Below are 23,682 nucleotides of genomic sequence, written 5' to 3'. Positions count from 1 at the left end.
TATAATTGCAAAAAATTAGGAGAATCCATGTATCTTATAATTATATATGCTTTACTTTTTAGTATTCCAAAAGTTTATCTTTCACTAATTCAAATTAATTTTCTAAAAGACAAAAAAAACAAAGAATCTTACATACTAAACAAAGAAGAATTCAAAAATGCAGGCAACTACGCAATTATCAAAGAAAAGCTATCAATAATATCCACGATTATAGATTTTATTATGTTTGCATTTTGGATAACACTTGGATTAAAACTTTTAGAATCTCTATTTTCTTTTGGAGAGCTTATTAATAGTGTTTTAATCGTTCTTTTATTTTTAATTATTAGCTCTCTAGTTTCAATACCACTAGAAGCTTATTCATCGCTAGTTGTAGATAAAAAATTTGGCTTTACAAAAAGTGGGCTATCATTATTTATAGTAGATAAACTAAAGTCTCTAGCGTTACTAATTATAATTGGCGGATTGTTTATACTTGCATTTTCATGGATTTTGATAAACATAGAATTTTGGAGCTTATATGCGTTTTTGCTAACTGCTATTTTTATCGTTGGTACAAACTTACTATATCCAACAATCATTGCTCCAATGTTTAATAAATTTACGCCATTAAAAGATAATGATTTACAAGATTCAATTAATAATCTACTACAAAGGGCTGGATTTAACTCAAATGGCGTATTTGTAATGGACGCTTCAAGGAGAGATGGTAGATTAAATGCGTATTTTGGAGGGTTTGGAAAATCAAAAAGGGTGATATTATTTGACACTCTACTAGAAAAAATATCTAAAAATTCTCTTTTAGCAGTTTTAGGACATGAATTAGGACACTTCAGACATAATGACATATATAAAATGATGTCTTTAGTGCTATGCTTAATAGCTATTTTATTATTTGTAATAGCAAATATGCCAAGTGAAATATTTACACAAGCAAACATCTCTCAAACACCGCACTTTACAATAATTTTCCTAATATTGCTTAGTAATTTAGTTGGTTTTGTATTTACTCCAATTATTAGCTATTTTAGTTGCAAACAAGAGTATAAAGCAGATGAATTTAGTGCTTCTCTAACAAGCAAAAAAGATTTAGCAGACGCACTATTAGTGCTAGTTAAAGAAAATAAATCATTTCCACTATCACACCCACTTTATGCAAAGTTCTACTTCACTCACCCGCCACTATTAGCAAGACTAGAAGCATTAGGATATAAAGAATTAGCCAAAAATGACAATTAAAGATGCACTAAATTTTGGCTTTGATAGCTTAGGTCAATTTGAAAGACCGCTATTAGAGAGTGAGATTCTATTATCATTTGCACTAAATAAAGATAGAATCTACTTGCACACAAACTATAATAAAAAACTAGAAAATTTCTACATACAGCTATATAAAAGCTTTATACAAAAAAGAAAAAATCATGAACCAATAGAATATATAACAAATAGTGTTAGCTTTTATGGATATGATTTTTATATCAGCAATGGTGCTTTAATACCGCGTCCTGAAAGCGAGATTCTAGTATATATTGCAATAGATTTAATATCAAAACATGATATAAAAAACATAGCTGAAATAGGTATAGGTAGTGGGATTTTAAGCATAATGATATCAAAGCTATCAGATAAACAGCTAAATATACATGCAAGTGATATATCGCCAGAAGCACTATTTAACGCATATGTGAATATACAAAGATTCAAAACACACAATATAACGCTTCACAAAAGTAATCTTTTAGACTTCAATAAAGAGTATAAATTTGATCTTATAATATCAAATCCACCATATATAAAAAATGACGAAATTCTACCAAAGGAATTATCATTTGAGCCACAAAAAGCATTATTTGGTGGAAATATAGGAGACGAAATACTAAAAGAGATAATAAAAGTGAGCATAAAGCAACAAGCAAGATTCTTGCTATGTGAGATGGGATATGATCAAAAAGAACAAATAAGTAATTTTATAAAAGGATACAAACATAAAAAAATAGAATTCTATAAAGACTTGGCAGGACTTGATAGAGGATTTTTAATAGAGTTTTAATAACAAAGGCTAAAAAACCTCTGTTATTTTATCTCTTTAATAAATGCATCTTTGTTTATTCTATCTTTAATTTCACTAAGCTTATCTTGTGCTTCTTTTTTTGTTGCAAATGGCCCTATTAATAATCTATTGTTATCACCAGCCTTTTGCATACGATAACTAAAGTTTGATTGAGTAATTGTCTCTAATAATTGCTTATTTGGAGAAAACTTAGAAAAAGAACCAACTTGAACATAAAATCCTGTTGTAGCTTCACTGCCTTGAATCTTAGGATCATTTGTTTGTATATCCTTGAAGCTTTCAGAAGGAGTTGCAGGCTTTTGTATATTCTGAACAGGCTTATCTTGCTTTGGAGTTTGTATGGTTTGCTCTTGTCTTACTGGCTCTTTTGGTTTTTGTGTTTCATTAGAGGCAACAGGAGTTTTTGCTTGTTCCTTTTGTTGTGCTTTTATTTGGTCTATTATCTTTTGAAACTGCTCATCAGAACTTTGATTTTGATTATCAATTGGCATTTGACCAAAATCGCTTGGTTCTTTAGGTAGTGAGCTAACAGGTGTATTTACCTCTACTTTTTCTATTGGTTTTGCAGTCTCCAATACCGCGTTGTGCACAGGCTTTTTATCATCTTGCAACATATAAAACACAACTATAATAATAGCAAATAAAACAATAGCCACAGCACCAAGCAAAATTATTTTCTTGCCCTGAGAACCCTTAGTTTCTTCCTCATCTGAATTACTAATTAGCAAATCATCAAGCTCTAAATCTTTCTCTTTATCTAATTCATTCATAAATCACTCCTTTACATATGTTTTGACCAAGATGCACCACGCTCTTTTTTATAAACTTTATATGGTATGGTCAATATATTGAAATTTCTTGGTATATCAACACTTGGGAACACTTTCCATTCAGTAGCCATTTTTTGTGATAATTTCATACTTAGCATTTTTGCTAACTGACAAGCCTCTTGAAAAGTAGTATGTCCTTTATGTATATATAAATGTAAATGTCCGGGCGTTTTAGTCTCATACGCTGTAAAATTAATAAACCCTTCATCTCGCAGCATTAATTGTGCCTTATGCCAGAATCTCTCTGCATTAAAGCCATTGTAATCAAACACGATATTCTCAACCTTATCTCTATCATTAATCAAAGAATGCGCTACTAATATTTCTTTTTTTAAATGACTTTGGATTATATTCCTATTTAGCGGTTCATTAACTCTTTTAAATTTATCATAAAAGATTCTGCCATTGTGATGTATCTTCTGCCCAATACCAGCCTCCTTTATCCAATAATGATCGCTTATTATCTTGATTAGTTTCAAATCCATATCAGTTATCATTATAAAATCCCTCTACCTTAAAATATCGCCTGATTATATACAGGAAATTGTAACGCAATATCCTTTAATTCTCTTTTTATTTGCTCTTGCTTTTTAGTATTATTTATATCATCTAAGACATCTGCTATTTTGTTTGCAACAATATTAAATTCCTTTTCTTTAAATCCTCTTGCTGTAAGTGCTGGTGAGCCTATCCTTACACCACTTGTTACAAAAGGACTTCGAATTTCACCCGGAACTGTGTTTTTATTAACAGTTATACCAGCATTACCAAGTGCTAAATCAGCATCTTTACCACTAAAATCTTTGCTTAACAAAGAAAGCAAGATGAGATGATTATCTGTCCCACCACTTACAATATCATATCCTCTCTCTTGTAATACCTTAGACATTTCTTTAGCATTTAACTTTACTTGCTTTGCATACTCTTTCCATGATGGCTTTAGATTCTCACCAAATCCAACTGCCTTACCAGCTATTACATGCATAAGAGGTCCTCCTTGCATACCCGGAAAGACAGCCTTATTAATCTTTAGAGCATATTCTTCGTTGTTTGTTAGTATAAGCCCTCCTCTTGGACCTCTTAATGTTTTGTGTGTAGTTGTTGTAACCACATCTGCATAAGGGAAAGGATTAGGATATTCACCTGCAACTACAAGTCCAGCTACATGTGCTATATCAGCCATTAAAATAGCCCCAACACTATCTGCAATTTCTCTAAATCTCTTAAAATCAAGCTCCCTTGAATATGCACTAAATCCACATACTATCAAATTTGGCTTTGTTGCTTGTGCAATTTCGGCTACTTTATCATAATTTATATAGCCATCTAGTTCAACCCCATAAAAAAAGCTTTGATACATTTGCCCAGTAAAACTAACCTTAGCACCATGCGTTAAATGCCCTCCATGACTTAAATCCATACCCAAGATCTTATCATAAGGCTTAAGCAGTGCAGCATAAACAGCAGTATTTGCTTGAGAACCCGCATGTGGTTGCACATTTGCAAACTCACAACCAAAGAGTTGCTTTGCTCTATTTATGGCTATTTCTTCTATCTTATCTACAAATTCACAACCACCATAATATCGCTTGTATGGATAGCCCTCTGCATATTTATTGGTCAAAACACTTCCCATAGCCTCCATAACACTAGGAAATGTAAAATTCTCACTAGCAATCATTTCTAAATGCGTATTTTGCCTATCTAGCTCTTTATTTATATAATCAAAAATCTCTTTATCCAAACTCTCTAAATATCCCATTTTCTATCCTTTATCTATATTGTGCTTTTGTGGTCTAAGTGCGGGAAACAAAATTACATCTTTAATTATACTATGTCCGCTAAGAAGCATAACAAGCCTATCTATACCTATCCCCTCCCCTGCAGTAGGTGGCATACCATAGCCAAGTGCTGTGATATAATCCTCGTCCATATATTGTGCTTCCTCATCTCCTGCCTCTTTTGCAGCAACTTGAGCCTTGAATCTCTCATATTGATCAAGCGGATCATTTAATTCACTAAAACCATTTGCAATTTCACTACCACCAATAAATAGCTCGAATCTATCAGCAATATCTGGGTTATTATCATTTCTCCTCGCAAGAGGGCTTATTGATATTGGGAACTCTGTTATAAAGGTCGGATTAATAAGCTTATCTTCAACAAATACATCAAATGCTTCACTTTGCAACTTGCCTAAATCCATATCTCCCTCAAGCTTTACTCCGCTATTTTTTAGATATTCATATAACTTATCATAATCATTAACTACATCTCTAGGAACATTACCTATCTCAACAATCGAATCTATATAACTAATCTCTCTAAAGATTCCAAAATCTATTTCTTTATCACCAACCTTTAGCACATTTGGAAGATTAAGTGTGTTAAAAAGATGTCTAAATAGCTTCTTTGTAAGCTCTATTAAATCCTTATAATCTTTATACGCCCAATAAAACTCTATCATTGTAAATTCTGGGTTATGAGAATGATCCATGCCCTCATTTCTAAAATTACGATTAATCTCAAAAATAGCTTCAAACCCACCAACAATCAGTCTCTTTAAATAAAGTTCTGGTGCGATTCTTAAATATCTTTCTATATTTAATGCATTGTGAAATGTAACAAATGGTCTAGCATTGGCTCCACCCGGTATTGGGTGCATCATTGGCGTTTCTACTTCTAAGAATCCTTTATCTTCAAAGAAGCTTCTAATTGAAGATATTATCTTTGAACGCAAAACAAAAGTGTCTCTAACCTCGCTATTCATTATCAAATCTAAGTATCTTTGTCTATATCTCATTTCAATATCAACCAACCCATGATACTTCTCTGGCAATGGGATTATTGACTTTGTAAGAAGCTTGAATTCTAAAGTATGTATGCTAAGCTCACCTGTTTTAGTAACAAAAGGATATCCACTTAATAATACTATATCTCCAACTTCAATATATTTTTTAAATAGCTCAAAGTCTTCATCTATGTCATTTTTAGATAGATACCCTTGTAAGATTCCGCTATTATCCTCTATTTTTATAAATGCAGCCTTGCCCATAAGTCTTACAAATTTAATTCTACCACTTACTTTTACTACTTTGCTTATATCTTTTTTATTATCTTCTTCATAGTCTAAGACATAGGCAAACTTCTGGATAAACTCTTTATTTGATAAATCCTTAGTTAGCCCATTTGTATATGGATTAACACCAATTTCTCTTAACTTATCTGACTTTTGTATTCTTTGTTGTATATAAATATCACCCTCAAACAACTATCGCACCTTTATTAAAATGTAGGATTATTTTCTATAGCTTTACTAGCAGTATCAGCAATCCCCTGAACTGAATCTAGCTTAACAATAGCCACACCTGTCTTTACTAACACTGGGTATAAATGGCTATTATTTGTATATTTATCTATAAATGATTGAGCGAGTTGAAACCCTGATAAAGCATAAAAAATAATAGCAAATATCATAAAAATCTTTAATGCACCAAAACAAAAACCAAAGATTCTATTTGCAATGCCCAAATAACTTAATGCAACTAATTTTTGGAATATTCCAGATAATAACACTGAAAGAATCCAAAAACCAACCAAAGCAACAAAAAACCCTACAAGTGAAATTGCAGACTGATTGTCGAATCTATAAATATTATCACTAATCCAACCACCAAAACTATCAGAATATAAAGAAGCAATATATACACCACCAACTATCCCAACCAAGCCAAAAAACTCTCTTATAAATCCGTTTATAACACCTTTGAATCCAAAAAGTAATATTAAAACGAACAATATAATATCGAAGTAAGAAAAACTAGACATAGACATATAAAAAACCTTAAATAATTATAAAAACACAATAAAAGACAATATTCTACCCAAAAAAAGCCTAATTTTCCAAAAATTATAATAAAATTATTGCAAAATTTTACAAGGATAATTGATGGCAACAAAAGAACATAGTTTTGATATTTCTGCAAAAATAGACATGCAAGAATTTAAAAATGCACTAGAACAAGCAAAAAAGGAAATTTCTACTAGATTTGATTTTAAAGATGATAAAGCAAAAGAAATATCTCTAAATGAAAAAGAAAAATCAATATACATACTTGCCACAAGCGAAAATAAAGCAAAAACAATTAAAGATATTTTAGATTCAAAACTAATAAAAAGAAATCTATCAATAAAGGTTCTAAAAGAAAAATCAAAAGAAAACGCAAGTGGCGGTAACCTCAAGCTAACATACACAATCAACGATGTTTTAGATGATAAAAATGCTAAAAAAATAACTGCAGAGATTAAAGTACAAAATTTCAAAGCTACAACACAGATACAAGGAAGCGAGATTCGAGTAAAGTCAAAGAGTATAGATGAGTTACAAAAAATAATAGCCCACATAAAAGGAATGGAGCTTGAAGTTGCAGTGAGTTTTAGTAACTTTAACTAATGAAAAATATAGTTTATGCAATATTATGCGCCTTAAGCTTTAGTGCTTTTATTTATGTAGAGCATTTTGACATACACCAAAGAATTATTCCTAGCATTTGTGCATTTGTTGCTTTATTTTTATACTTGAATCTAACCAAAAAAAGTGCATTTATATGCGGAGCATTGGTTGGAATTTTATGGTTTTATTGGATTTCTCTTAGCTTTAGATATTATGATGCTACATATCTAATACCATTTGTTATTTTGTTTGTAGCATTTGTTTATGGAATCTTATTTGTAGCTTTATGCTTTTTTGATAGCCATATATACAGAATCTCAACTTTACTACTAGCATCATTTATTCACCCATTTTCGTTTAATTGGTTTATACCTGAAGCAATGCTAATAAATAGCTATTTTCCACCAACAAAACTAACTTTATTTTTAATTCTAACTCTTAGTTCATTTTGCATATATGCATTAAGGCAAAAATATTACAAAAGTATGGCAATAGTGTGTTTTGTAGCATTACTATCAATATCTTTAACCACACAACAAAAACAAACAAACACAAATGACACATTAAAAATAAAAACAATACAAACAAACATAGACCAAGACTTAAGATGGGATAAAAATGAACTAGAACAAATAGTAATTAGCAATATGAATGAAATCTCACAAGCAATAAATGAAAAATACAATATTGTAATTCTCCCAGAGACTGCATTTCCACTGCCTCTAAATAGATACGAAAACCTAATTGAAACACTAAAAGAAAAAAGCAAACAAATAACAATTATAAGTGGCGGTATAAACCAAGAAGATAATAACTTCTATAATAGTGCATATATATTTGAAAATGGTGATGTAAAAATTTTTAACAAAATAATCCTAGTGCCATTTGGAGAACAAATACCGCTACCTAAGATTCTAGTTGATTTGATTAATAAATATTTCTTTAATGGTGCTGTTGATTTTGCTTCAAACAACACAAATACAATCAATACTACAACAATAAATAATAAAAACTTTAATATAGCAATATGTTATGAAGCAACAAGAGATGAATTTTATAAAAATGACCCAAAATTACTAATTGCAATTAGCAATAATGCGTGGTTTTACCCTAGCATACAGCCTACACTACAAAAACTGCTTATGCAATATTTTTCAAAAAACTACAACACAACAATTTATCACTCAAGCAATAAATCACCAAGCTTTACAATCTATCCTTAAAGACTATCCACAATATCTAACCTTAAAAACTCTCTTGCTTGGATACTCTAATGCACTAAGAGATGCACTCTCTAATTTTGCATAATATACACAGCCAGTATCAATAGCAGCAAAACTCTTGCCAAAATACACATCTTTTTGCACATCATGACCAAACACATTAAAAACACTCGAATCTAAACTACAAACCTCATCACTCTTATGCAGTCTATTCCATATTATCTCATCTTTGCTTGTATCTCTTAGAGAATAATACTGCAGTCCAAATCCATGAGTAACAAATAGTCTCCTATTAGATTCATCATATATAGGCAAATCCAAGTAATAAGGCAACTCCATAAGCCAATTTAAATGCTCTACTATTTTCTCAAACCCACCATTTCTTTCATAACTTTGCAAAGTCTCATATCCACCATGCTCAAGCCAATGCACTCCACTACCTTGAAGTCTCTTATAATATCTAAGCATTAGCTCTTCATGATTTCCAAGCAGACATCTATAATTATATTTTATTATTAAATCAATAACCTCACAAGACTTCGCACCCCTATCTATCACATCTCCAACAAAAATAATATCACTATTATAAGAATCTGGAAGGCTCTCTATTAATCTACATAAAGTATCATAGCAACCATGCACATCTCCTATTATATAAACCATCTAAATATCCTAATAAAAAAACCTTAACACATAAAAACAAAATGCACCAAAAATAGCAGATACCGGAACGGTAATTAGCCATGCTGCTACTATTTTATTTATTGCTGAACGCTTAACTAGCTCTTCTTGATATACCTTCTTTAGTTGCTTTTTACCCTTCTTCTTCATCTCTGGGATTCCAAATTCTTTTTCTTCTTTTCTTTCTAGTATTTTTATCATTGCTGCCTTTTTTCTAACAGAAGACCTTCTAAACTTGTCTAAAAACTCCCTTAATGCTTGTGCATCATCATTTTTGTGTGCTTCTAATATCTTATTTTCCATTTCTTTATAACGCTTTTTTAAGTATTCCCTTAAAAATCCAACACCAAAAACCGCACCAACTGCAATATGAGTTGAACTAACCGGCATACCAAGCTCTGAAGCTACAAGCACCGTTAAAGCAGCACTCATAGCAATACAAAATGCACGAATCTGATCTAATTCTGTTATCTCACTACCAACTGTTCTTATTAATCTAGGACCATAAAGTGCAAGTCCAATAGAGATTCCAAGTCCACCTATAAGCATGATCCAAAATGGCACTCCTGCACTCTTCCCAATTACAAAGCCTTCTTTTAATGCATCATTTATAGCAGCTAGCGGTCCTATTGCATTTGCTACATCATTTGCACCATGTGCGAAGCTTAATAATGCAGCAGCAAAAATAAGCGGTATGGTAAAGAGGCTATTTATATGTTCTTTTTTATTTTCTAGTTTTTCCAATGCTTTAGCAATAATTGGTCTTACAACAAAAAATGCAACAATCCCCAATATAATACTAACTCCAAAGGCAGTAACTTGCTCTAATTGCAGAATCTTCTTTAAGCCCTTATTTATAAGATACAAGCTAAAAGCAAATACCATAAAGGACATTAAGTATGGGACATTTTTTTGTGCTGCGGTTTTTTTATTTTCTTTATAAGTAATTGTATTTTTTATAAAAAACAATAACAAAGCAGCAATAACTCCACCTGCAACTGGCGAAATAACCCAACTAGAAACAATGCTAATTAGTGCTTCCCAATTAACCACATCAAATCCACCTGCTGCTATACCTGTGCCTAAGATTCCGCCAACAATGGAATGAGTTGTAGATACAGGTGCGCCAATGGCGGTTGCTAAATGTAACCACAAAGCACCAGAAATTAAGGCTGCTAACATCATTCCAGTAAAAACCTTGCTATCTCCTATGGATTCTATTGATATTATCCCAGATCTAACCGTATCTACCACTTCGCCACCTGCAATTAACGCTCCTGCAATCTCACATATAGCAGCTATGATTATTGCTCCTGTCATGCTAAGTGCTTTTGAGCCAACTGCAGGTCCTACATTGTTTGCTACATCATTTGCACCTATATTTAATGCCATATATCCACCAACAATAGCTGCAAAACCAAGTAGCATCGGATTACTAACTTCATTGCTATACCATATAACCATGGTAATTATCAACAAAACAAATACAAATAAAACCCCAAACCTTTGTATATCGTCTTTATTCACACGCATTGCCTTTTCGTAATGCCAAAAATCTTTTATATCCACTAAATACCCCCTAAATACCAAAACTTCTAATATCTACAAATATGGAATACACTTTGCTTATATGGATTATATCTCAAAGTTCAAAGGAATGACAATTATGAAAAGAAATTCTACAACACTTGCAATAATGCCTGCTTTACTTGGTTTAGCCATTGTTTTACTAAGTGGTTGCGCAAATACAGAGCCAAAAATTTCATTTAAACCACCAGCATATGTAGAGGAATTACCCCCAAGAGAAGAAGAAGACAATTTTGGGAATCCGGGAAGCATATTTGGTAGAGGGGATAATTTGTTATTTTCAGATAGAAGAGCTATGCAGCTAAATGATTTAGTAACCGTAATTATAAATCAAACAGCACAAACAAGCTCAACAGCAAACAAAAACACAAACAAAACTTCAAATGGCACTCTAACGCCTCCAACGCTAAATTATGGTGGTGCTAGTGAGGGAGTTGGAAGCATTATAAATAGCTGGAATAATCTAGCAAACATAGGACTAAATATGGGAAATAGCACATCAACATTCACAGGTGCTGGCTCACAAAATAGACAAGAAACATTCTCAACAACAATAGCAGCAAGGATAATTAAAGTATTGCAAAATGGAAACTACTTCATAGAAGGTAGCAGAGAAGTGCTAATAAATGGTGAAAAACAAATAATCCATATAAGTGGCGTAGTAAGACCAAATGATATAGCAAGAAACAATACCATCGAATCTCAATACATAGCAGATGCAAAGATAATGTATGACACTCAAGGTGAGTTAAAAAGAAGCACAGAAAAAGGCTGGGGAACGAAACTTGTCGAATCTGTATGGCCTTTTTAAAGATTATTTAGGATAAAATACGCAAATCTAAACACAAAGGATTTGCGTGGTATTTACTTCTACAAGAGATTCTGGTATTGATTTAATTTCATTTAAAGATGCTATCTTAAACCCAAATGCACCTTATGGTGGATTATACACACTATCACACATACCAAAGCTAACACAAGATGACATCGCAAAACTAAGCAACTTGGATTACAAAGAATTATGCAAGAGCATATTTGACAAACTAGGCTTAGATATAGATTCTAGTATCTTAGAAGAATCTTTATTAACATACGATAGTTTTGATACAAAAATACCAGCACCCATTAAAAAAATAGAGAATAATTTTTATATACAAAAATTATACTGCGGACCTACTAGAGCATTTAAAGATATGGCATTGCAACCATTTTCAACAATGTTTAGTAGCTTTATAAAAAACACAAACCAAAAATACCTAATATTAGTCGCAACAAGCGGCGATACTGGTCCTGCTACTTTAAGTGGATTTGCCAATAAGTCAAATATACAAGTAGTATGTATTTACCCCAAAAATGGCACAAGCGATGTGCAAAGATTACAAATGACAACAATAGCTGCAAAAAATATAAAGACCATAGGAATTAATGGTAATTTCGATGATGCACAAAGTCTCTTAAAATCACTATTAAAAGATTCTAACTTTCAAAATGAATTAAAAGCAAATAGCATATCTTTAAGTGCTGCTAATTCTGTTAATTTTGGCAGAATCGCATTTCAAATAATATATCATGCTTATTCTTCTTTAGAAATGTATAAAAAATACAATAAACAAATAAACATAATAGTCCCTAGTGGTAATTTTGGTAATGCACTTGGAGCATTTTATGCAAAGCTTATGGGATTCCCTATACATACAATATACATTGCATCAAATAAAAACAACATACTAACAGAATTCATAAACACAGGAATCTACGACATAAGCAACAAAAGCCTACAAAAAACATTCTCTCCGGCTATGGATATATTAAAAAGCTCAAATGTTGAGAGAATGCTATTTGCACTATTTGGCGATACAAGAACAAAAGAGCTAATGCAAGAGCTAGAAACAAATAAGAAGTATCAAGTAAATAGCGATGAGTTAAAGATGATTCAAAAGTATTTTCAAGCAACTTTTTGTGATGATGAATTCTGTCTTAAGACAATCAAAAAATACGCAGATAATGGAATTATAATAGACCCACACACAGCATGTGGCATAAAAGCATATGAAAAAATACAACAAGATTCAAATGTAATCCCAACCATACTATGCTCAACAGCAGAATGGACGAAATTTGCCCCAACACTAGCAAAGGCATTACATATAGATTCAACACATGATAAAGAATCTTTAGAAAAAATATCAAAAACTTATAACATAAATGTCCCAAAACAGATTGTAGAGCTATTCCAAAAAGAAGAAGTAAATAATAAAACACTAAATTCAAATGAAGTTATGAATGAAATTTTATCTTGGATAAGGAGCTAAGATGCTTTATTTTTCTGACCTTTTATTAAAACTACAAGAATTTTGGAAAAAAGAAGGTTGCCTTATTATACAGCCTTATGATATACCTGCTGGGGCTGGGACATTTCACCCTGCAACACTGCTTAGAAGCCTAGATAGCAAACCATGGAGCGTAGCATATGTAGCCCCCTCAAGAAGACCGACAGATGGACGCTATGGTGAAAACCCAAACAGACTTGGTAGCTATTATCAATTCCAAGTGCTAATAAAGCCTAATCCTAGCAATATACAAGAACTATACCTAAAAAGCCTAGAATACCTAGGATTAGGCCTAAAAAACCATGATGTAAGATTCGTAGAAGATAACTGGGAATCTCCAACGCTTGGTGCATGGGGGCTTGGCTGGGAAGTATGGCTAGATGGCATGGAGGTTACTCAATTTACTTATTTTCAACAAGTAGGCGGGGTTGCTTGCTCTCCTGTGGCAGTTGAGATAACATATGGAACAGAAAGATTAGCCATGTATCTTCAAGGAGTAGATAATATATTAGATATTGCTTGGAATGAAAACTACAAATACGCTGATGTGCATTTACAAGGAGAGTATGAATTTTCAAAATATAACTTTGAAGTAGCAGATACTACAATGCTTTTTGAGTTTTTTCACAAAATGCAAGATGAGGGCAAAAGAGCACTTGAAGCAGGACTTCCACTACCTGCATATGATTGTGCTATGCTATCTTCTCATCTTTTTAACACTCTAGATGCAAGAAAGGCAATATCAGCATTAGAGAGACAAAATTACATACTAAAAATAAGAGAGTTAGTAAAAAGTTGTGCATTGCTATACAAAGAACAAGAAGAAGAAAGGGAACTAAGATTACAAAATGCAAAAAATAAATAATTTACTAGATACTCTAAATACTATAAGCCCATTTGACTTGCAAGAATCATGGGATAACTCTGGGCTTATACTTGGTAGCAGAAATGATGAATTTAGCAATATTTATCTATCATTAGAGGTAGATAGAAACATTTTAGAGAGCATTCCTAAAGATTCTGTGCTTATAACACATCACCCACTTATCTTCTACCCGTTAAAACAAATAGACTTTGAATCCTATCCTTCATCATTATTAAAAATTGCCATACAAAAAAATATAAAACTAATAGCAATGCACACAAACTTTGATAAAACACATTTTGGAAAATATGTAGTTAGAAAACTGCTAAAAATAGATTCTTTTAATCAAGATGGTTTTGTTGTGTATTTTTCATGGGATAGCAATTTAGATTCATTATGTTATAAGCTTAAAGAATCCCTAAAAATACAAACTCTAAAAATAACAAAAAGTAGTCAAAATTGCAAAAACATTGCACTTGTTACTGGTAGTGGAGCTAGTTTTGTAAGAAGCCTAAGCAATGTAGATTGCCTAATTACAGGCGATATAAAGTATCATGAAGCAATGGAAGCTATGGAGAGAAATATAAATCTAATTGATTGTGGTCATTATGAGCTAGAGTGCTATTTTGGGGAGATTCTAGCTGATATTTTGACAAATTATGGTTATAAAGCTATAATCTTTGATTCAAAAAATCCTTTTTATTTTCTATAAAATCTTGGAGCAAACATGAACAAACACCTAATACAGCTAATTGATATATCAAACCTAGATAAAGAAATCGATTCTTTTGAACCTAGAATCAAAGAAGCAAACAAAGAATTAGATGTAATACTAGATGAAGAAAAAGTGCTAAAAAGAGAACTAGATGAACTAGAAGCAACAAATAAAGACCTATCTTTGGCAATACAAAAAAACGAAAACCACCTAAGTGAGCTATCAAACAAACTAGAAGACATAGCAAAGAAAACTAAACTAATAAAAACAGAAAAAGAAAGCAAAGCTCTTAGCCTAGAAGAAGAATTAGCAAAAGAACAAATCACATTTGCAAATGAAGAAATAGCAAGACTAAATACACTTATATCTTCAAAAAATGACAATATAAAAGAACTAAAAAATAAAATAAGCGAACTAAACAAAAACGCAAAAGAAGTCGAACAAAAAGTAGAAAAAGAAGTAAAAGAAATAAAAGGTGAGCAAGAAAAAATCTTCAAGCAAAAAGAAGAATTAGTAGCCAAAATGGACCAAAAAATAATTTCATTCTATGAAAAAATAAGAAAATGGGCTAAAAACACTGGCGTAGTATCAATAACTAGACAAGCATGTGGTGGTTGCTTTATGAGAATTAATGACAAGACATATTCTGATGTAATACGCTCTGATGATATTATCACTTGCCCACATTGTGGCAGAATCCTATACAACGAGGAGACTAAAGAGGCTTGAGATTATTTGTAGCCTTCTATTATGTAATTATGGTGGCGCTAAATATAATAGCACTACCGCTCCTATTTTTATTAAGTTTCAAGCAAAAATATAGACAATCCCTTAAAAAACGCTTCCTTTTACCAAGCTTCCCAAAAACACAAAATGAAATCATTTGGATTCATGCTTGTTCATTTGGTGAAATTAGAGCTATAAAACCACTAATAGAAAAAATAAATCTAAACAATAATGAATCTATAATTATCACCACAACAACACAAACAGGCTACAACGAAGCAAATAAAATCTTTCAAAATGCACAAGTTTATTATCTTCCATTTGAATCTTTTATTCCATTATTTACAAAAAACTTAAAGATAAAAACACTAACACTCTTTGAAGCAGAACTATGGCTCATGCCACTTGTATGTGCCAAGCAAAAACAAGCAACAACAATCCTCCTTAATGCTAGAATCTCAACAAACTCTTATGATAAATATTTAAAATTCTCATTTCTTTATAAAGTTTTATTTAGCTATGTAGATTTGGTATTAGCACAACAAAATATAGACAAACAAAGATTACAAAGCATTGGTGCTAGAAATATCGAAATATGTGGAAATATAAAAGCAAGTCAAAAACCACAGATTACTAAAGATTACAAAAAACCAAAACAAGAGTTATGGATAGTAGCTAGCACACACGAAAAACAAGGAATCTTAGAAGAAGAAATAATCCTACAAGAAATACTAAAAATATTAGAAATATCAGACTCTAGCCCTAGAATCCTATTTGTCCCACGACACCCAGAGAGGTTTTCAAAAGTTCAACTAACCTTAGAAAATATACTAAAAGCAAAAAACCTAGAATTAAAAATAGCATCAAAAGAAGGAATCCAAAAAACGATACAAGCACAATTTGGCTTGATTGATTGCCTAGGTGAATTAAATAACCTATATGCTATTTCATCATTAGTCATACTAGGTGGTAGCTTTGTTGATAAAGTTGGAGGACATAACCCAATAGAACCATCATTTTTTAACAACAAACTAATAACAGGAGCATATATTTTCAACCAAACAGCACTATTTTCATTATTACAAAACTATGTAATATGTGATATAAAAGACCTAAGCGTAGTGTTAAAATATAGAAATTTATTAGAAGATTCTAAAACAATAAACAAAATTAAACTAGACAAAATAGCCCAAAAAATACAAGGACAATAATGATTGAAAATACAAAAAATCTACAAAAAGCCTATAAACTACTAGCATTACAAGAAAAAATATCAAACAATGAAGCAAAGAACCTAATAGATAAAGGACTAGTTAGCATAAATAATAAAAGGCTTAAAATAGCAAGAGCCGAACTACCGATAAATACGAAATTCAAAATACAAAAACAGCCAAAAATAAAAGTAATCTTTAAAGATGAAAATATCTTAGCACTATCTAAACCACCTTTTTTAAGCTCTGAAGAAATAGCACAAAAGCATAAAGAATGGTCTCTTTTACATAGACTTGATAAAGAGACAAGCGGAATTTTGCTTTTGGTTAAAGAAAATAGTAAGTTTCACCAAAAAGCCAAAGAAGAATTTAAAGCACAAAAAGTAACAAAAAAATATCTAGCAATAGTAAGCGGAATAGTAGATGAAGAACAAGACTTAAACTTCCCATTATTAATTAAAAAAGATAGATTCGCAAAAGTATCAGTGTCAAAAAGCGGAATTAACGCACATACTCACATTAAGCCATTAGAAATACAAGGCAAAAAAACAAAACTAGAAGTAACAATAACAACAGGTAGAACACATCAAATAAGAGTTCATTTATCACACATAAAACACCCAATAATTGGCGATACATTCTATGGCGGACAAGAAGGAAGCAGAATCATGCTACATGCACAAAAAATAGAACTACTTGGATATAGCTTTATAGATGATGAACCGATAAATTTTCTGTTTTAAGTATTTTTTTGATATATTTTTGCACTAAATTTTTAAGGTTTATGTAATGGTAGAAGCAAAATTAATATGGATGGATGGTAAGCTAGTGCCTTGGGCTGATGCTAAGGTGCATATCTTAACTCACACACTACATTATGGAAATGGCGTATTTGAAGGCACAAGAGCCTATAAAACCGATAAGGGAATGGCTATCTTTAGACTTGAATCTCACACAAAAAGACTACTTGATTCTGCAAAAATAGTTGCTATAAACTCACCTTATAATCAACAAGAATTACAAAATGCACAAATAGAATTAATAAAAGAAAACAACTTCACCAGCAATGCTTACATACGCCCATTGATATATCTAGGATATGGCTCTATGGGTGTATATCATAGAAATTCTCCAACAAATGTAGCAATAGCAGCGTGGCAGTGGGGTGCATATCTAGGAGAAGATGGATTAGAAAATGGAATTAGAGTGAAAACTTCTTCATTTACTAGAAACTCATCAAAAGCACTATTTGGCAAAGCAAAAGCAGTTGGAAACTATCTAAACTCTCAAATGGCAAAATACGAAGCAACTCAATGCGGTTTTGAAGAAGCATTATTGCTTGATGAAAATGGTGTTGTAGCAGAAGGAAGCGGAGAGTGCTTTTTTATAGTTAGAAATGGGAAGTTAATCACTCCTCCAAATGATTCATCTTTAGAATCTATCACACAAGATTCAGTTATACAAATTGCTAAAGACTTGGGTATAGAAGTGCTTAGACGAAATATTACAAGAGATGAAGTATATATTTCAGATGAAGCATTCTTTACAGGCACAGCAGCAGAAATCACTCCAATAAAAGAGCTAGACTATAGAATCATAGGAAATGGCAAAAGAGGAGAGATAACTTCAAAACTACAAGAAGCGTACTTTGATGTAGTATATGGAAGAAATACAAAATATAGCCATTGGCTAACTTATATCAACTAAAAGGGGTTTTATGCCTATTGACTTAAATGAACATTTAAAGAACAAAAACAGAAACAACAGACAAAACAACACGGAAGAAAATGCCAACACAAATAATGATAAGCGTGGTAATGGTGGATTTGGCGGAGGTAATAGAGGTGGTGGATTCCAACCAAAAATGCCAGCTTTTAATATGCCTAGCGGCAAGAAAATGGGTGTAATCTACTTAATTGTTGCTTTAATAGCAATTATTTTTTTACTAAAACCATTTACAATAATAAATAGTGGTGAAGTTGGTGTAAAAATCACAACTGGTGAATTTAGCCAAACTCCGCTACAACCGGGAATCCACTTCTTTATCCCCGGGATTCAAAAAATAATCCCTGTAAATACAAAGGTTAGAATCGCTGAATTTACAAGCGTAGAGGGAAATATCCGCTCTAGAGATGAAGGTAGTGTGAAAAATCAAGCCATTAGTGTGCTAGATTCAAGGGGATTATCAGTATTTGTAGAATTAGCAGTGCAATATAGACTAGATCCACTAAGTGTGCCACAAACAATAGCAACTTGGGGACAAAACTGGGAAGAAAGAATAATAACTCCAGTAATTAGAGAAATAGTAAGAAATGTTGTTGGTAGCTTCCCAGCTGAAGAATTACCTGTAAAGAGAAATGAAATTGCAACACTAATTGACCAAAAATTTAGAGAAAATATTAATAGCTTAGAAAATAGACCTGTTGAGCTTGTATCAATACAATTAACAGAGATAGTCTTACCAGTTGCAATAAAAGAACAAATAGAAAGAGTGCAAGTAGCAAGACAAGAAGCAGAGAGAGCCAGATATGAAGTAGAAAGAGCAAAACAGGAAGCAGAGAAAAAAGCAGCACTTGCAAAGGGTGTAGCTGATGCAACAATAATTGAAGCAGACGCACAAGCAAAAGCAAACAAGCTAATAAGTCAAAGCTTAAATAGCCCACTATTGCAACTTCGCCAAATTGAAGTTCAAGGACAATTTAACGAAGCATTAAAAACAAACAAAGATGCTAAAATTTTCTTAACACCGGGTGGAGCAACTCCAAATATATGGCTAGATTCAAAAGATAATCAAAGGGCATCTTCAATAGGTCAATAAATGGATATTCTAAGTAGCATACAATGGGATAAGCTAAATGGGCTAATCCCAGCAATAGCACAAGATAGCAAAACAAATGAAGTTCTTATGTGTGCTTTTATGAACAAAGAATCTCTACAGCTAACCATACAAACAGGATATGCACACTATTTTTCTAGAAACAAACAAAGAATATGGAAAAAGGGCGAAAGTAGCGGACATTCACAAAAGATAGTAGAATTAATGCTTGATTGCGATTATGATTGTCTATTATTAAAAGTAGAACAAAATGGCATAGCATGCCACACCGGAAATCTTACATGTTTTTTTAACAAAATAGACCAAAATAGCATTGTAAAAACACAATCTAACTCCATAGATACAACACAAATCTATGATATATTTGATAATCTATTTAATACAATACAAGATAAAAAGTTTGACAGCACAGAAAAGTCATATACAGCATCACTATTTGCTAAAGGCGAAAATCAAATAGGCAAAAAAATAGTAGAAGAATCTTCAGAACTAGCCTTTGCAATCAAAGATAAAGACAAAAAAGAAATAATATATGAAGCAGCAGATTTGTTCTATCACGCTCTAGTTGGATTAAGTTTTAGCAATATAACATTAGATGAAGTAAGGACAGAGCTACTAAGAAGAGTTGGCACAAGTGGTATAGACGAAAAAAACTCTAGAAAAAAATAGGATACAACATGGATGCTTCTATAATAAAAGCATATTTTGCAAAAATAACAACATTGTTGCAATTTTTCTCACTACCAGATTATTTGATATTAATTAGCATTTTTCTTGTGATTTTGATTTTTTTCTTGCTTAGCGTTGTCTTTAGATTAAGTAGGGTTATTGCGTTTTTTTTACTCCTTATTAGTGTTGTTTTGTTCTTTTCTGCACCAATTGCATATCAATATATAATGGAAAACTACATAAAAAAAATAGACTTTAATTTAAGCAAAAACGAAAAATTACAATATGATTCATTCTACTATGTAGAAGGCAACATCACAAATATCAGCCATGTTGATTTTAAAGGTTGCTTGATTTCAACAAACTTCATACCAAGTAATACAAAAAAATACAGATACATAAAGTATAGATTACTCCCAACTTATATACACTATGAACACCTAAAAACACCACTAGAGAAAAATCAAACAACAGAGTTTAAAGCAGTAATACCATCTCCAAACCCACAAGTGCAGTATATACTTGAGAGTAAAGGAATGTGTTATTGAAAATAGCAATTAGTATAGGCGATATAAATGGAATTGGACCAGAAATAATCCTAAAAGCACATAAAAAAATAAGCAAACTATGCACACCAATTTATTGTGTCGATAAAGAGATTCTAAAAAAGGCTGCAAAACTCATAAGATATAAAATGCCAAAAGATATAAAATGCCAAAAGATAGATAAAAATATCCCAACAATATCTCCCTCTACAATAGATAAAGATAGTGGGTTATATTCATATAAAAGCTTTAAAAAATCAGTTGCATTAGCAAAGACAAAAAAAGTAAAAGCAATCATAACAATGCCGATACACAAAAAAGCATGGGAATTAGCAAATATAAAATACAAAGGTCATACAGATGCCTTAAGGGATTATTTTAAAAGTGAGGCAATAATGATTCTAGGATCTCCTAGAATGTTTGTAGCCCTATTTAGCGACCATATACCTCTAAGAGATGTTCCAAACACGATAAATTCTGAATCTCTAAGTAAGTTTTTAATAAATATTTCATCTTTTGTGGATAAAAAATGTGGTGTATTGGGGCTAAACCCTCATGCTGGTGATTTTGGTGTGCTAGGAAATGAAGAAAAAGAAATAATAAAAGCAATCAAAATAGCAAATACCAAGCTAAACAAAGAAGTATTTCAAGGACCACTTGTGCCTGATGTAGCATTTAACGGGAAACATTTAAAATACTATGTAGCAATGTATCATGACCAAGGATTAATACCGCTAAAAACCCTATATTTTAAAGAAAGTATAAATATAACGCTAAATATACCCATAATACGCACTTCAGTAGATCATGGCTGTGCATTTGATATAGCTTATAAAAATAAAGCACATATAAAAAGCTATATCAACGCAGTAAAAATGGCAGTAAAAATGGCTCACAAAGAATAGCCATAGGTATTTACAATAAAATCTATATCCTTATCTCCCCTACCACTTAGATTTACTAGAATCTTCTTGCCTTTCAAGTCTTTTGCTATTTTTAGTGCATATGCTACTGCATGACTTGATTCAATAGCTGGTATTATCCCCTCTTCTTTGCTAAGTTCAAAAAACGCAGAGATAGCCTCATTATCACTTATACACTCTACCTTAGTCCTACCTATACTATGCAAATATGCATGTTCTGGTCCAACACTTGGATAATCTAAACCACTTGCTACACTATATACAGAAGCTGGATTGCCAGATGAATCTTTTAGCATAATAGAGTTAAACCCATGCATAATTCCCTCTTCTCCATAGCTAAGAGATGAAGCATGATTGCCATATTCACTACCCCGACCAAGAGGCTCAACCCCAACTAGCTCAACACTATCATCTATAAATCCACTAAAAATACCAAGTGCATTACTTCCACCACCAACACAAGCAGTAACAATATCAGGCAACTCCCCAGTCATCTCTAAAAACTGCTCTTTAGATTCGATACCTACAATAGCTTGAAAATCTCTAACCATCCTTGGAAATGGATGTGGTCCTACAACAGAACCTATTGCATACATAGAATTTTCCAAATCGCTCATATAAGATTCAAATGCAGAATCCACAGCCTCTTTTAATGTCTTTGCACCAAAGCTAACTGGAACAACCTTAGCTCCTAGAATTTTCATTCTAACTACATTTGGATATTCTTTTTGTATATCTATCTCACCCATGTGTATTTCACATTCAAGCCCAAAATACGCCGCAGCAGTAGCAAGTGCAACCCCATGTTGTCCTGCTCCAGTTTCTGCTATTAGCTTCTTTTTGCCCATAAACTTAGCTAGTAATCCCTCGCCCATGCAGTGATTTAGCTTATGAGCACCTGTATGATTTAAATCCTCTCTTTTAAAGTAGATTCCAGCGCCACCATATTTTTTTGTTAGATTATGTGCGAAATATATCGGAGTTGGACGACCTTGAAAGTGCTTTCTTATCTTGCGTAACTCTGCTATAAAATCAGAATTTTGTGCTATTAAATCATAAGCCTCATTTATCTCTTGCATAGCTTTTTTTACTTCCTCTGGAACAAAGCTACCGCCAAACTTACCAAAAAATCCACTCTCATCTGGGAATTGTTTTAGATATGGTTTTTTCATTTTATATCCTTTTGTAGCGATTTTGCCTTTAACTTTACCATCCACATATTGCACCACCCAAATAATACAAATGCATAAATGGACTTGCGAATCTCAAAATAAGATTCAATATCCACAAACTTATGCGAACAAACAATCATAACACAAGAAATAATAAGTAGTAAAAATAAATTAAAATATTCATATGAATCTAAAATTAACTTTTTCTTCACCCATATAAATATCACCAAACACACACCAAATACCAACATTACCATATCAATATATCCAAATATATCACCACTAAAAAATGGTGCAATAGAAAATGCAAAAAGTGTGCTTATTACAACATTTAAATTTGGTTTTGTTAGATGTAAGATTCTGCCTATTTTTGTTTGTTTGCTAAAGTTTAGAGAAAAAATATAAATAATGCTAGGCAAAATAACAAAAAATATATACATAATATAATCAACAAACATTTGTCTATATGGTTTGACAAACATAGTATCTCTATTAAATGCTAAAGTATCTTCTAAAGAAAATAAATCCAAATCACTCCTAACAACTACAAAAATCTCATAATACAAAAGATACAAAAATAAACAAGCCATATAAAATATAAACAACATGTATAATTTAGGAAGATTATAAACCCTAAACATACTAAAGATACTAAATATAAATCCACATACTAAAAAAGTAATTTCTATAAAAAAATAAACTCCATGTGGCTCTGTCATAAGTCTAAACATCTGTGATAATTCACTAACACTACCTGATAATAGCAATAACAATATATTAAAAATTGCTATTACAAAAAATATAGATGAAAACAATAATTGAGGGAATGTTAGTTTTTTCATATC

General features: G+C 31.9%; 25 protein-coding genes. 16 read left to right on the top strand and 9 right to left on the bottom strand.

Translation table 11 applies throughout. The annotated features are described in order from the left end of the window. Window positions 1-27 precede the first annotated feature (27 nt). Entirely contained in the window at window positions 28-1,239 is a 1,212-nt protein-coding gene (locus PF021_RS01985; protein ID WP_271020731.1) for a M48 family metallopeptidase, read from the top strand. Then, on the top strand, window positions 1,229-2,050 hold the full coding sequence (prmC, locus tag PF021_RS01980; protein ID WP_271020730.1) for a peptide chain release factor N(5)-glutamine methyltransferase: 822 nt from the start codon (window positions 1,229-1,231) through the stop codon (window positions 2,048-2,050). The genes PF021_RS01985 and prmC overlap by 11 nt, the downstream gene beginning before the upstream one ends. 23 nt (window positions 2,051-2,073) lie before the next feature. Here the strand turns inward: prmC and PF021_RS01975 are convergent, their stop codons facing one another. From PF021_RS01975 to PF021_RS01955, 5 genes are read right to left on the bottom strand one after another with little or no spacing between them, the layout of a single operon-like run. After that, window positions 2,074-2,841: an SPOR domain-containing protein gene (locus PF021_RS01975; protein ID WP_271020729.1), complete on the bottom strand. Its 768-nt coding sequence runs from the start codon at window positions 2,839-2,841 to the stop codon at window positions 2,074-2,076. An 11-nt stretch (window positions 2,842-2,852) separates the two neighbouring features. Continuing rightward, window positions 2,853-3,398, bottom strand: coding sequence for a DUF1882 domain-containing protein (locus PF021_RS01970; RefSeq protein ID WP_271020728.1), 546 nt, complete (start codon window positions 3,396-3,398; stop codon window positions 2,853-2,855). A gap of 17 nt (window positions 3,399-3,415) precedes the next feature. Further along, window positions 3,416-4,663, bottom strand: a complete 1,248-nt coding sequence (locus PF021_RS01965) for a serine hydroxymethyltransferase (protein WP_271020727.1) — start codon at window positions 4,661-4,663, stop codon at window positions 3,416-3,418. 3 nt (window positions 4,664-4,666) lie between these two features. Then, window positions 4,667-6,172, bottom strand: a complete 1,506-nt coding sequence (lysS, locus tag PF021_RS01960) for a lysine--tRNA ligase (protein WP_271020726.1) — start codon at window positions 6,170-6,172, stop codon at window positions 4,667-4,669. Between the two features lie 14 nt (window positions 6,173-6,186). Next, window positions 6,187-6,735, bottom strand: coding sequence for a CvpA family protein (locus PF021_RS01955; RefSeq protein WP_271020725.1), 549 nt, complete (start codon window positions 6,733-6,735; stop codon window positions 6,187-6,189). Window positions 6,736-6,850: 115 nt separating this feature from the next. On the opposite strand from PF021_RS01955, the gene PF021_RS01950 reads away from it, so the two are divergent. Further along, window positions 6,851-7,354 carry a YajQ family cyclic di-GMP-binding protein gene (locus tag PF021_RS01950; protein ID WP_271020724.1) on the top strand — a complete coding sequence of 168 codons (504 nt, stop codon included), beginning with the start codon at window positions 6,851-6,853 and terminating at the stop codon, window positions 7,352-7,354. Continuing rightward, complete coding sequence (locus PF021_RS01945) at window positions 7,354-8,577, top strand: apolipoprotein N-acyltransferase (protein WP_271020723.1); 1,224 nt, start codon at window positions 7,354-7,356, stop codon at window positions 8,575-8,577. The genes PF021_RS01950 and PF021_RS01945 overlap by 1 nt, the downstream gene beginning before the upstream one ends. A gap of 3 nt (window positions 8,578-8,580) precedes the next feature. Here PF021_RS01945 and PF021_RS01940 read toward each other — a convergent pair whose 3' ends face one another. Both PF021_RS01940 and PF021_RS01935 read right to left on the bottom strand, forming a co-directional pair. After that, the gene (locus PF021_RS01940) at window positions 8,581-9,240 is read right to left on the bottom strand and encodes a metallophosphoesterase family protein (protein ID WP_271020722.1); all 660 of its coding nucleotides are present in this window, start codon (window positions 9,238-9,240) and stop codon (window positions 8,581-8,583) included. A gap of 9 nt (window positions 9,241-9,249) precedes the next feature. Further along, window positions 9,250-10,827, bottom strand: coding sequence for an inorganic phosphate transporter (locus PF021_RS01935; RefSeq protein WP_407081399.1), 1,578 nt, complete (start codon window positions 10,825-10,827; stop codon window positions 9,250-9,252). 127 nt (window positions 10,828-10,954) lie between these two features. Between PF021_RS01935 and flgH the strand changes: the two genes are divergently transcribed. Genes flgH through pdxA form a run of 12 tightly spaced genes read left to right on the top strand, consistent with a single transcriptional unit; the run spans window position 10,955 to window position 21,647 of the window. Then, window positions 10,955-11,656: a flagellar basal body L-ring protein FlgH gene (gene flgH / locus PF021_RS01930; RefSeq protein WP_271020989.1), complete on the top strand. Its 702-nt coding sequence runs from the start codon at window positions 10,955-10,957 to the stop codon at window positions 11,654-11,656. Window positions 11,657-11,702: 46 nt separating this feature from the next. Further along, window positions 11,703-13,157: a threonine synthase gene (thrC, locus tag PF021_RS01925; RefSeq protein WP_271020721.1), complete on the top strand. Its 1,455-nt coding sequence runs from the start codon at window positions 11,703-11,705 to the stop codon at window positions 13,155-13,157. Window position 13,158: 1 nt separating this feature from the next. Further along, a complete protein-coding gene (gene glyQ, locus PF021_RS01920; RefSeq protein ID WP_271020720.1) occupies window positions 13,159-14,040 on the top strand; it encodes a glycine--tRNA ligase subunit alpha in 882 nt (293 codons plus the stop codon). Then, window positions 14,024-14,752 carry a Nif3-like dinuclear metal center hexameric protein gene (locus PF021_RS01915; RefSeq protein WP_271020719.1) on the top strand — a complete coding sequence of 243 codons (729 nt, stop codon included), beginning with the start codon at window positions 14,024-14,026 and terminating at the stop codon, window positions 14,750-14,752. The genes glyQ and PF021_RS01915 overlap by 17 nt, the downstream gene beginning before the upstream one ends. 15 nt (window positions 14,753-14,767) lie before the next feature. After that, on the top strand, window positions 14,768-15,484 hold the full coding sequence (locus PF021_RS01910) for a zinc ribbon domain-containing protein (RefSeq protein WP_271020718.1): 717 nt from the start codon (window positions 14,768-14,770) through the stop codon (window positions 15,482-15,484). Then, window positions 15,481-16,692: a lipid IV(A) 3-deoxy-D-manno-octulosonic acid transferase gene (waaA, locus tag PF021_RS01905; protein WP_271020717.1), complete on the top strand. Its 1,212-nt coding sequence runs from the start codon at window positions 15,481-15,483 to the stop codon at window positions 16,690-16,692. The genes PF021_RS01910 and waaA overlap by 4 nt, the downstream gene beginning before the upstream one ends. Then, window positions 16,692-17,435, top strand: coding sequence for a pseudouridine synthase family protein (locus PF021_RS01900; protein ID WP_271020716.1), 744 nt, complete (start codon window positions 16,692-16,694; stop codon window positions 17,433-17,435). Before waaA ends, PF021_RS01900 begins: the two co-directional genes overlap by 1 nt. Before the next feature lie 46 nt (window positions 17,436-17,481). Further along, window positions 17,482-18,399 carry a branched-chain amino acid transaminase gene (locus PF021_RS01895; protein WP_271020715.1) on the top strand — a complete coding sequence of 306 codons (918 nt, stop codon included), beginning with the start codon at window positions 17,482-17,484 and terminating at the stop codon, window positions 18,397-18,399. Between the two features lie 10 nt (window positions 18,400-18,409). Next, window positions 18,410-19,510, top strand: a complete 1,101-nt coding sequence (locus tag PF021_RS01890) for a prohibitin family protein (RefSeq protein WP_271020714.1) — start codon at window positions 18,410-18,412, stop codon at window positions 19,508-19,510. Beyond that, window positions 19,511-20,197, top strand: coding sequence for a bifunctional phosphoribosyl-AMP cyclohydrolase/phosphoribosyl-ATP diphosphatase HisIE (gene hisIE / locus PF021_RS01885; RefSeq protein ID WP_271020713.1), 687 nt, complete (start codon window positions 19,511-19,513; stop codon window positions 20,195-20,197). Between the two features lie 8 nt (window positions 20,198-20,205). Then, on the top strand, window positions 20,206-20,745 hold the full coding sequence (locus PF021_RS01880) for a DUF2393 family protein (protein WP_271020712.1): 540 nt from the start codon (window positions 20,206-20,208) through the stop codon (window positions 20,743-20,745). Beyond that, window positions 20,742-21,647, top strand: a complete 906-nt coding sequence (pdxA, locus tag PF021_RS01875; protein ID WP_271020711.1) for a 4-hydroxythreonine-4-phosphate dehydrogenase — start codon at window positions 20,742-20,744, stop codon at window positions 21,645-21,647. Before PF021_RS01880 ends, pdxA begins: the two co-directional genes overlap by 4 nt. On the opposite strand, the gene trpB is transcribed toward pdxA, so the two are convergent. Both trpB and PF021_RS01865 read right to left on the bottom strand, forming a co-directional pair. Beyond that, window positions 21,635-22,837: a tryptophan synthase subunit beta gene (trpB, locus tag PF021_RS01870; protein WP_271020710.1), complete on the bottom strand. Its 1,203-nt coding sequence runs from the start codon at window positions 22,835-22,837 to the stop codon at window positions 21,635-21,637. The two genes, pdxA and trpB, sit on opposite strands and share 13 nt — an antisense overlap. Next, the gene (locus tag PF021_RS01865) at window positions 22,834-23,679 is read right to left on the bottom strand and encodes a hypothetical protein (protein ID WP_271020709.1); all 846 of its coding nucleotides are present in this window, start codon (window positions 23,677-23,679) and stop codon (window positions 22,834-22,836) included. The genes trpB and PF021_RS01865 overlap by 4 nt, the downstream gene beginning before the upstream one ends. Window positions 23,680-23,682 lie beyond the last annotated feature (3 nt).

The sequence above is a fragment of the Helicobacter ibis genome, from assembly GCF_027859255.1.
GTDB classification, from domain to species: Bacteria; Campylobacterota; Campylobacteria; order Campylobacterales; family Helicobacteraceae; genus Helicobacter_D; species Helicobacter_D ibis.
The sequence above is the reverse complement of the archived record's forward strand: the minus strand, read 5'-3'. Positions and strand labels throughout refer to the sequence as shown.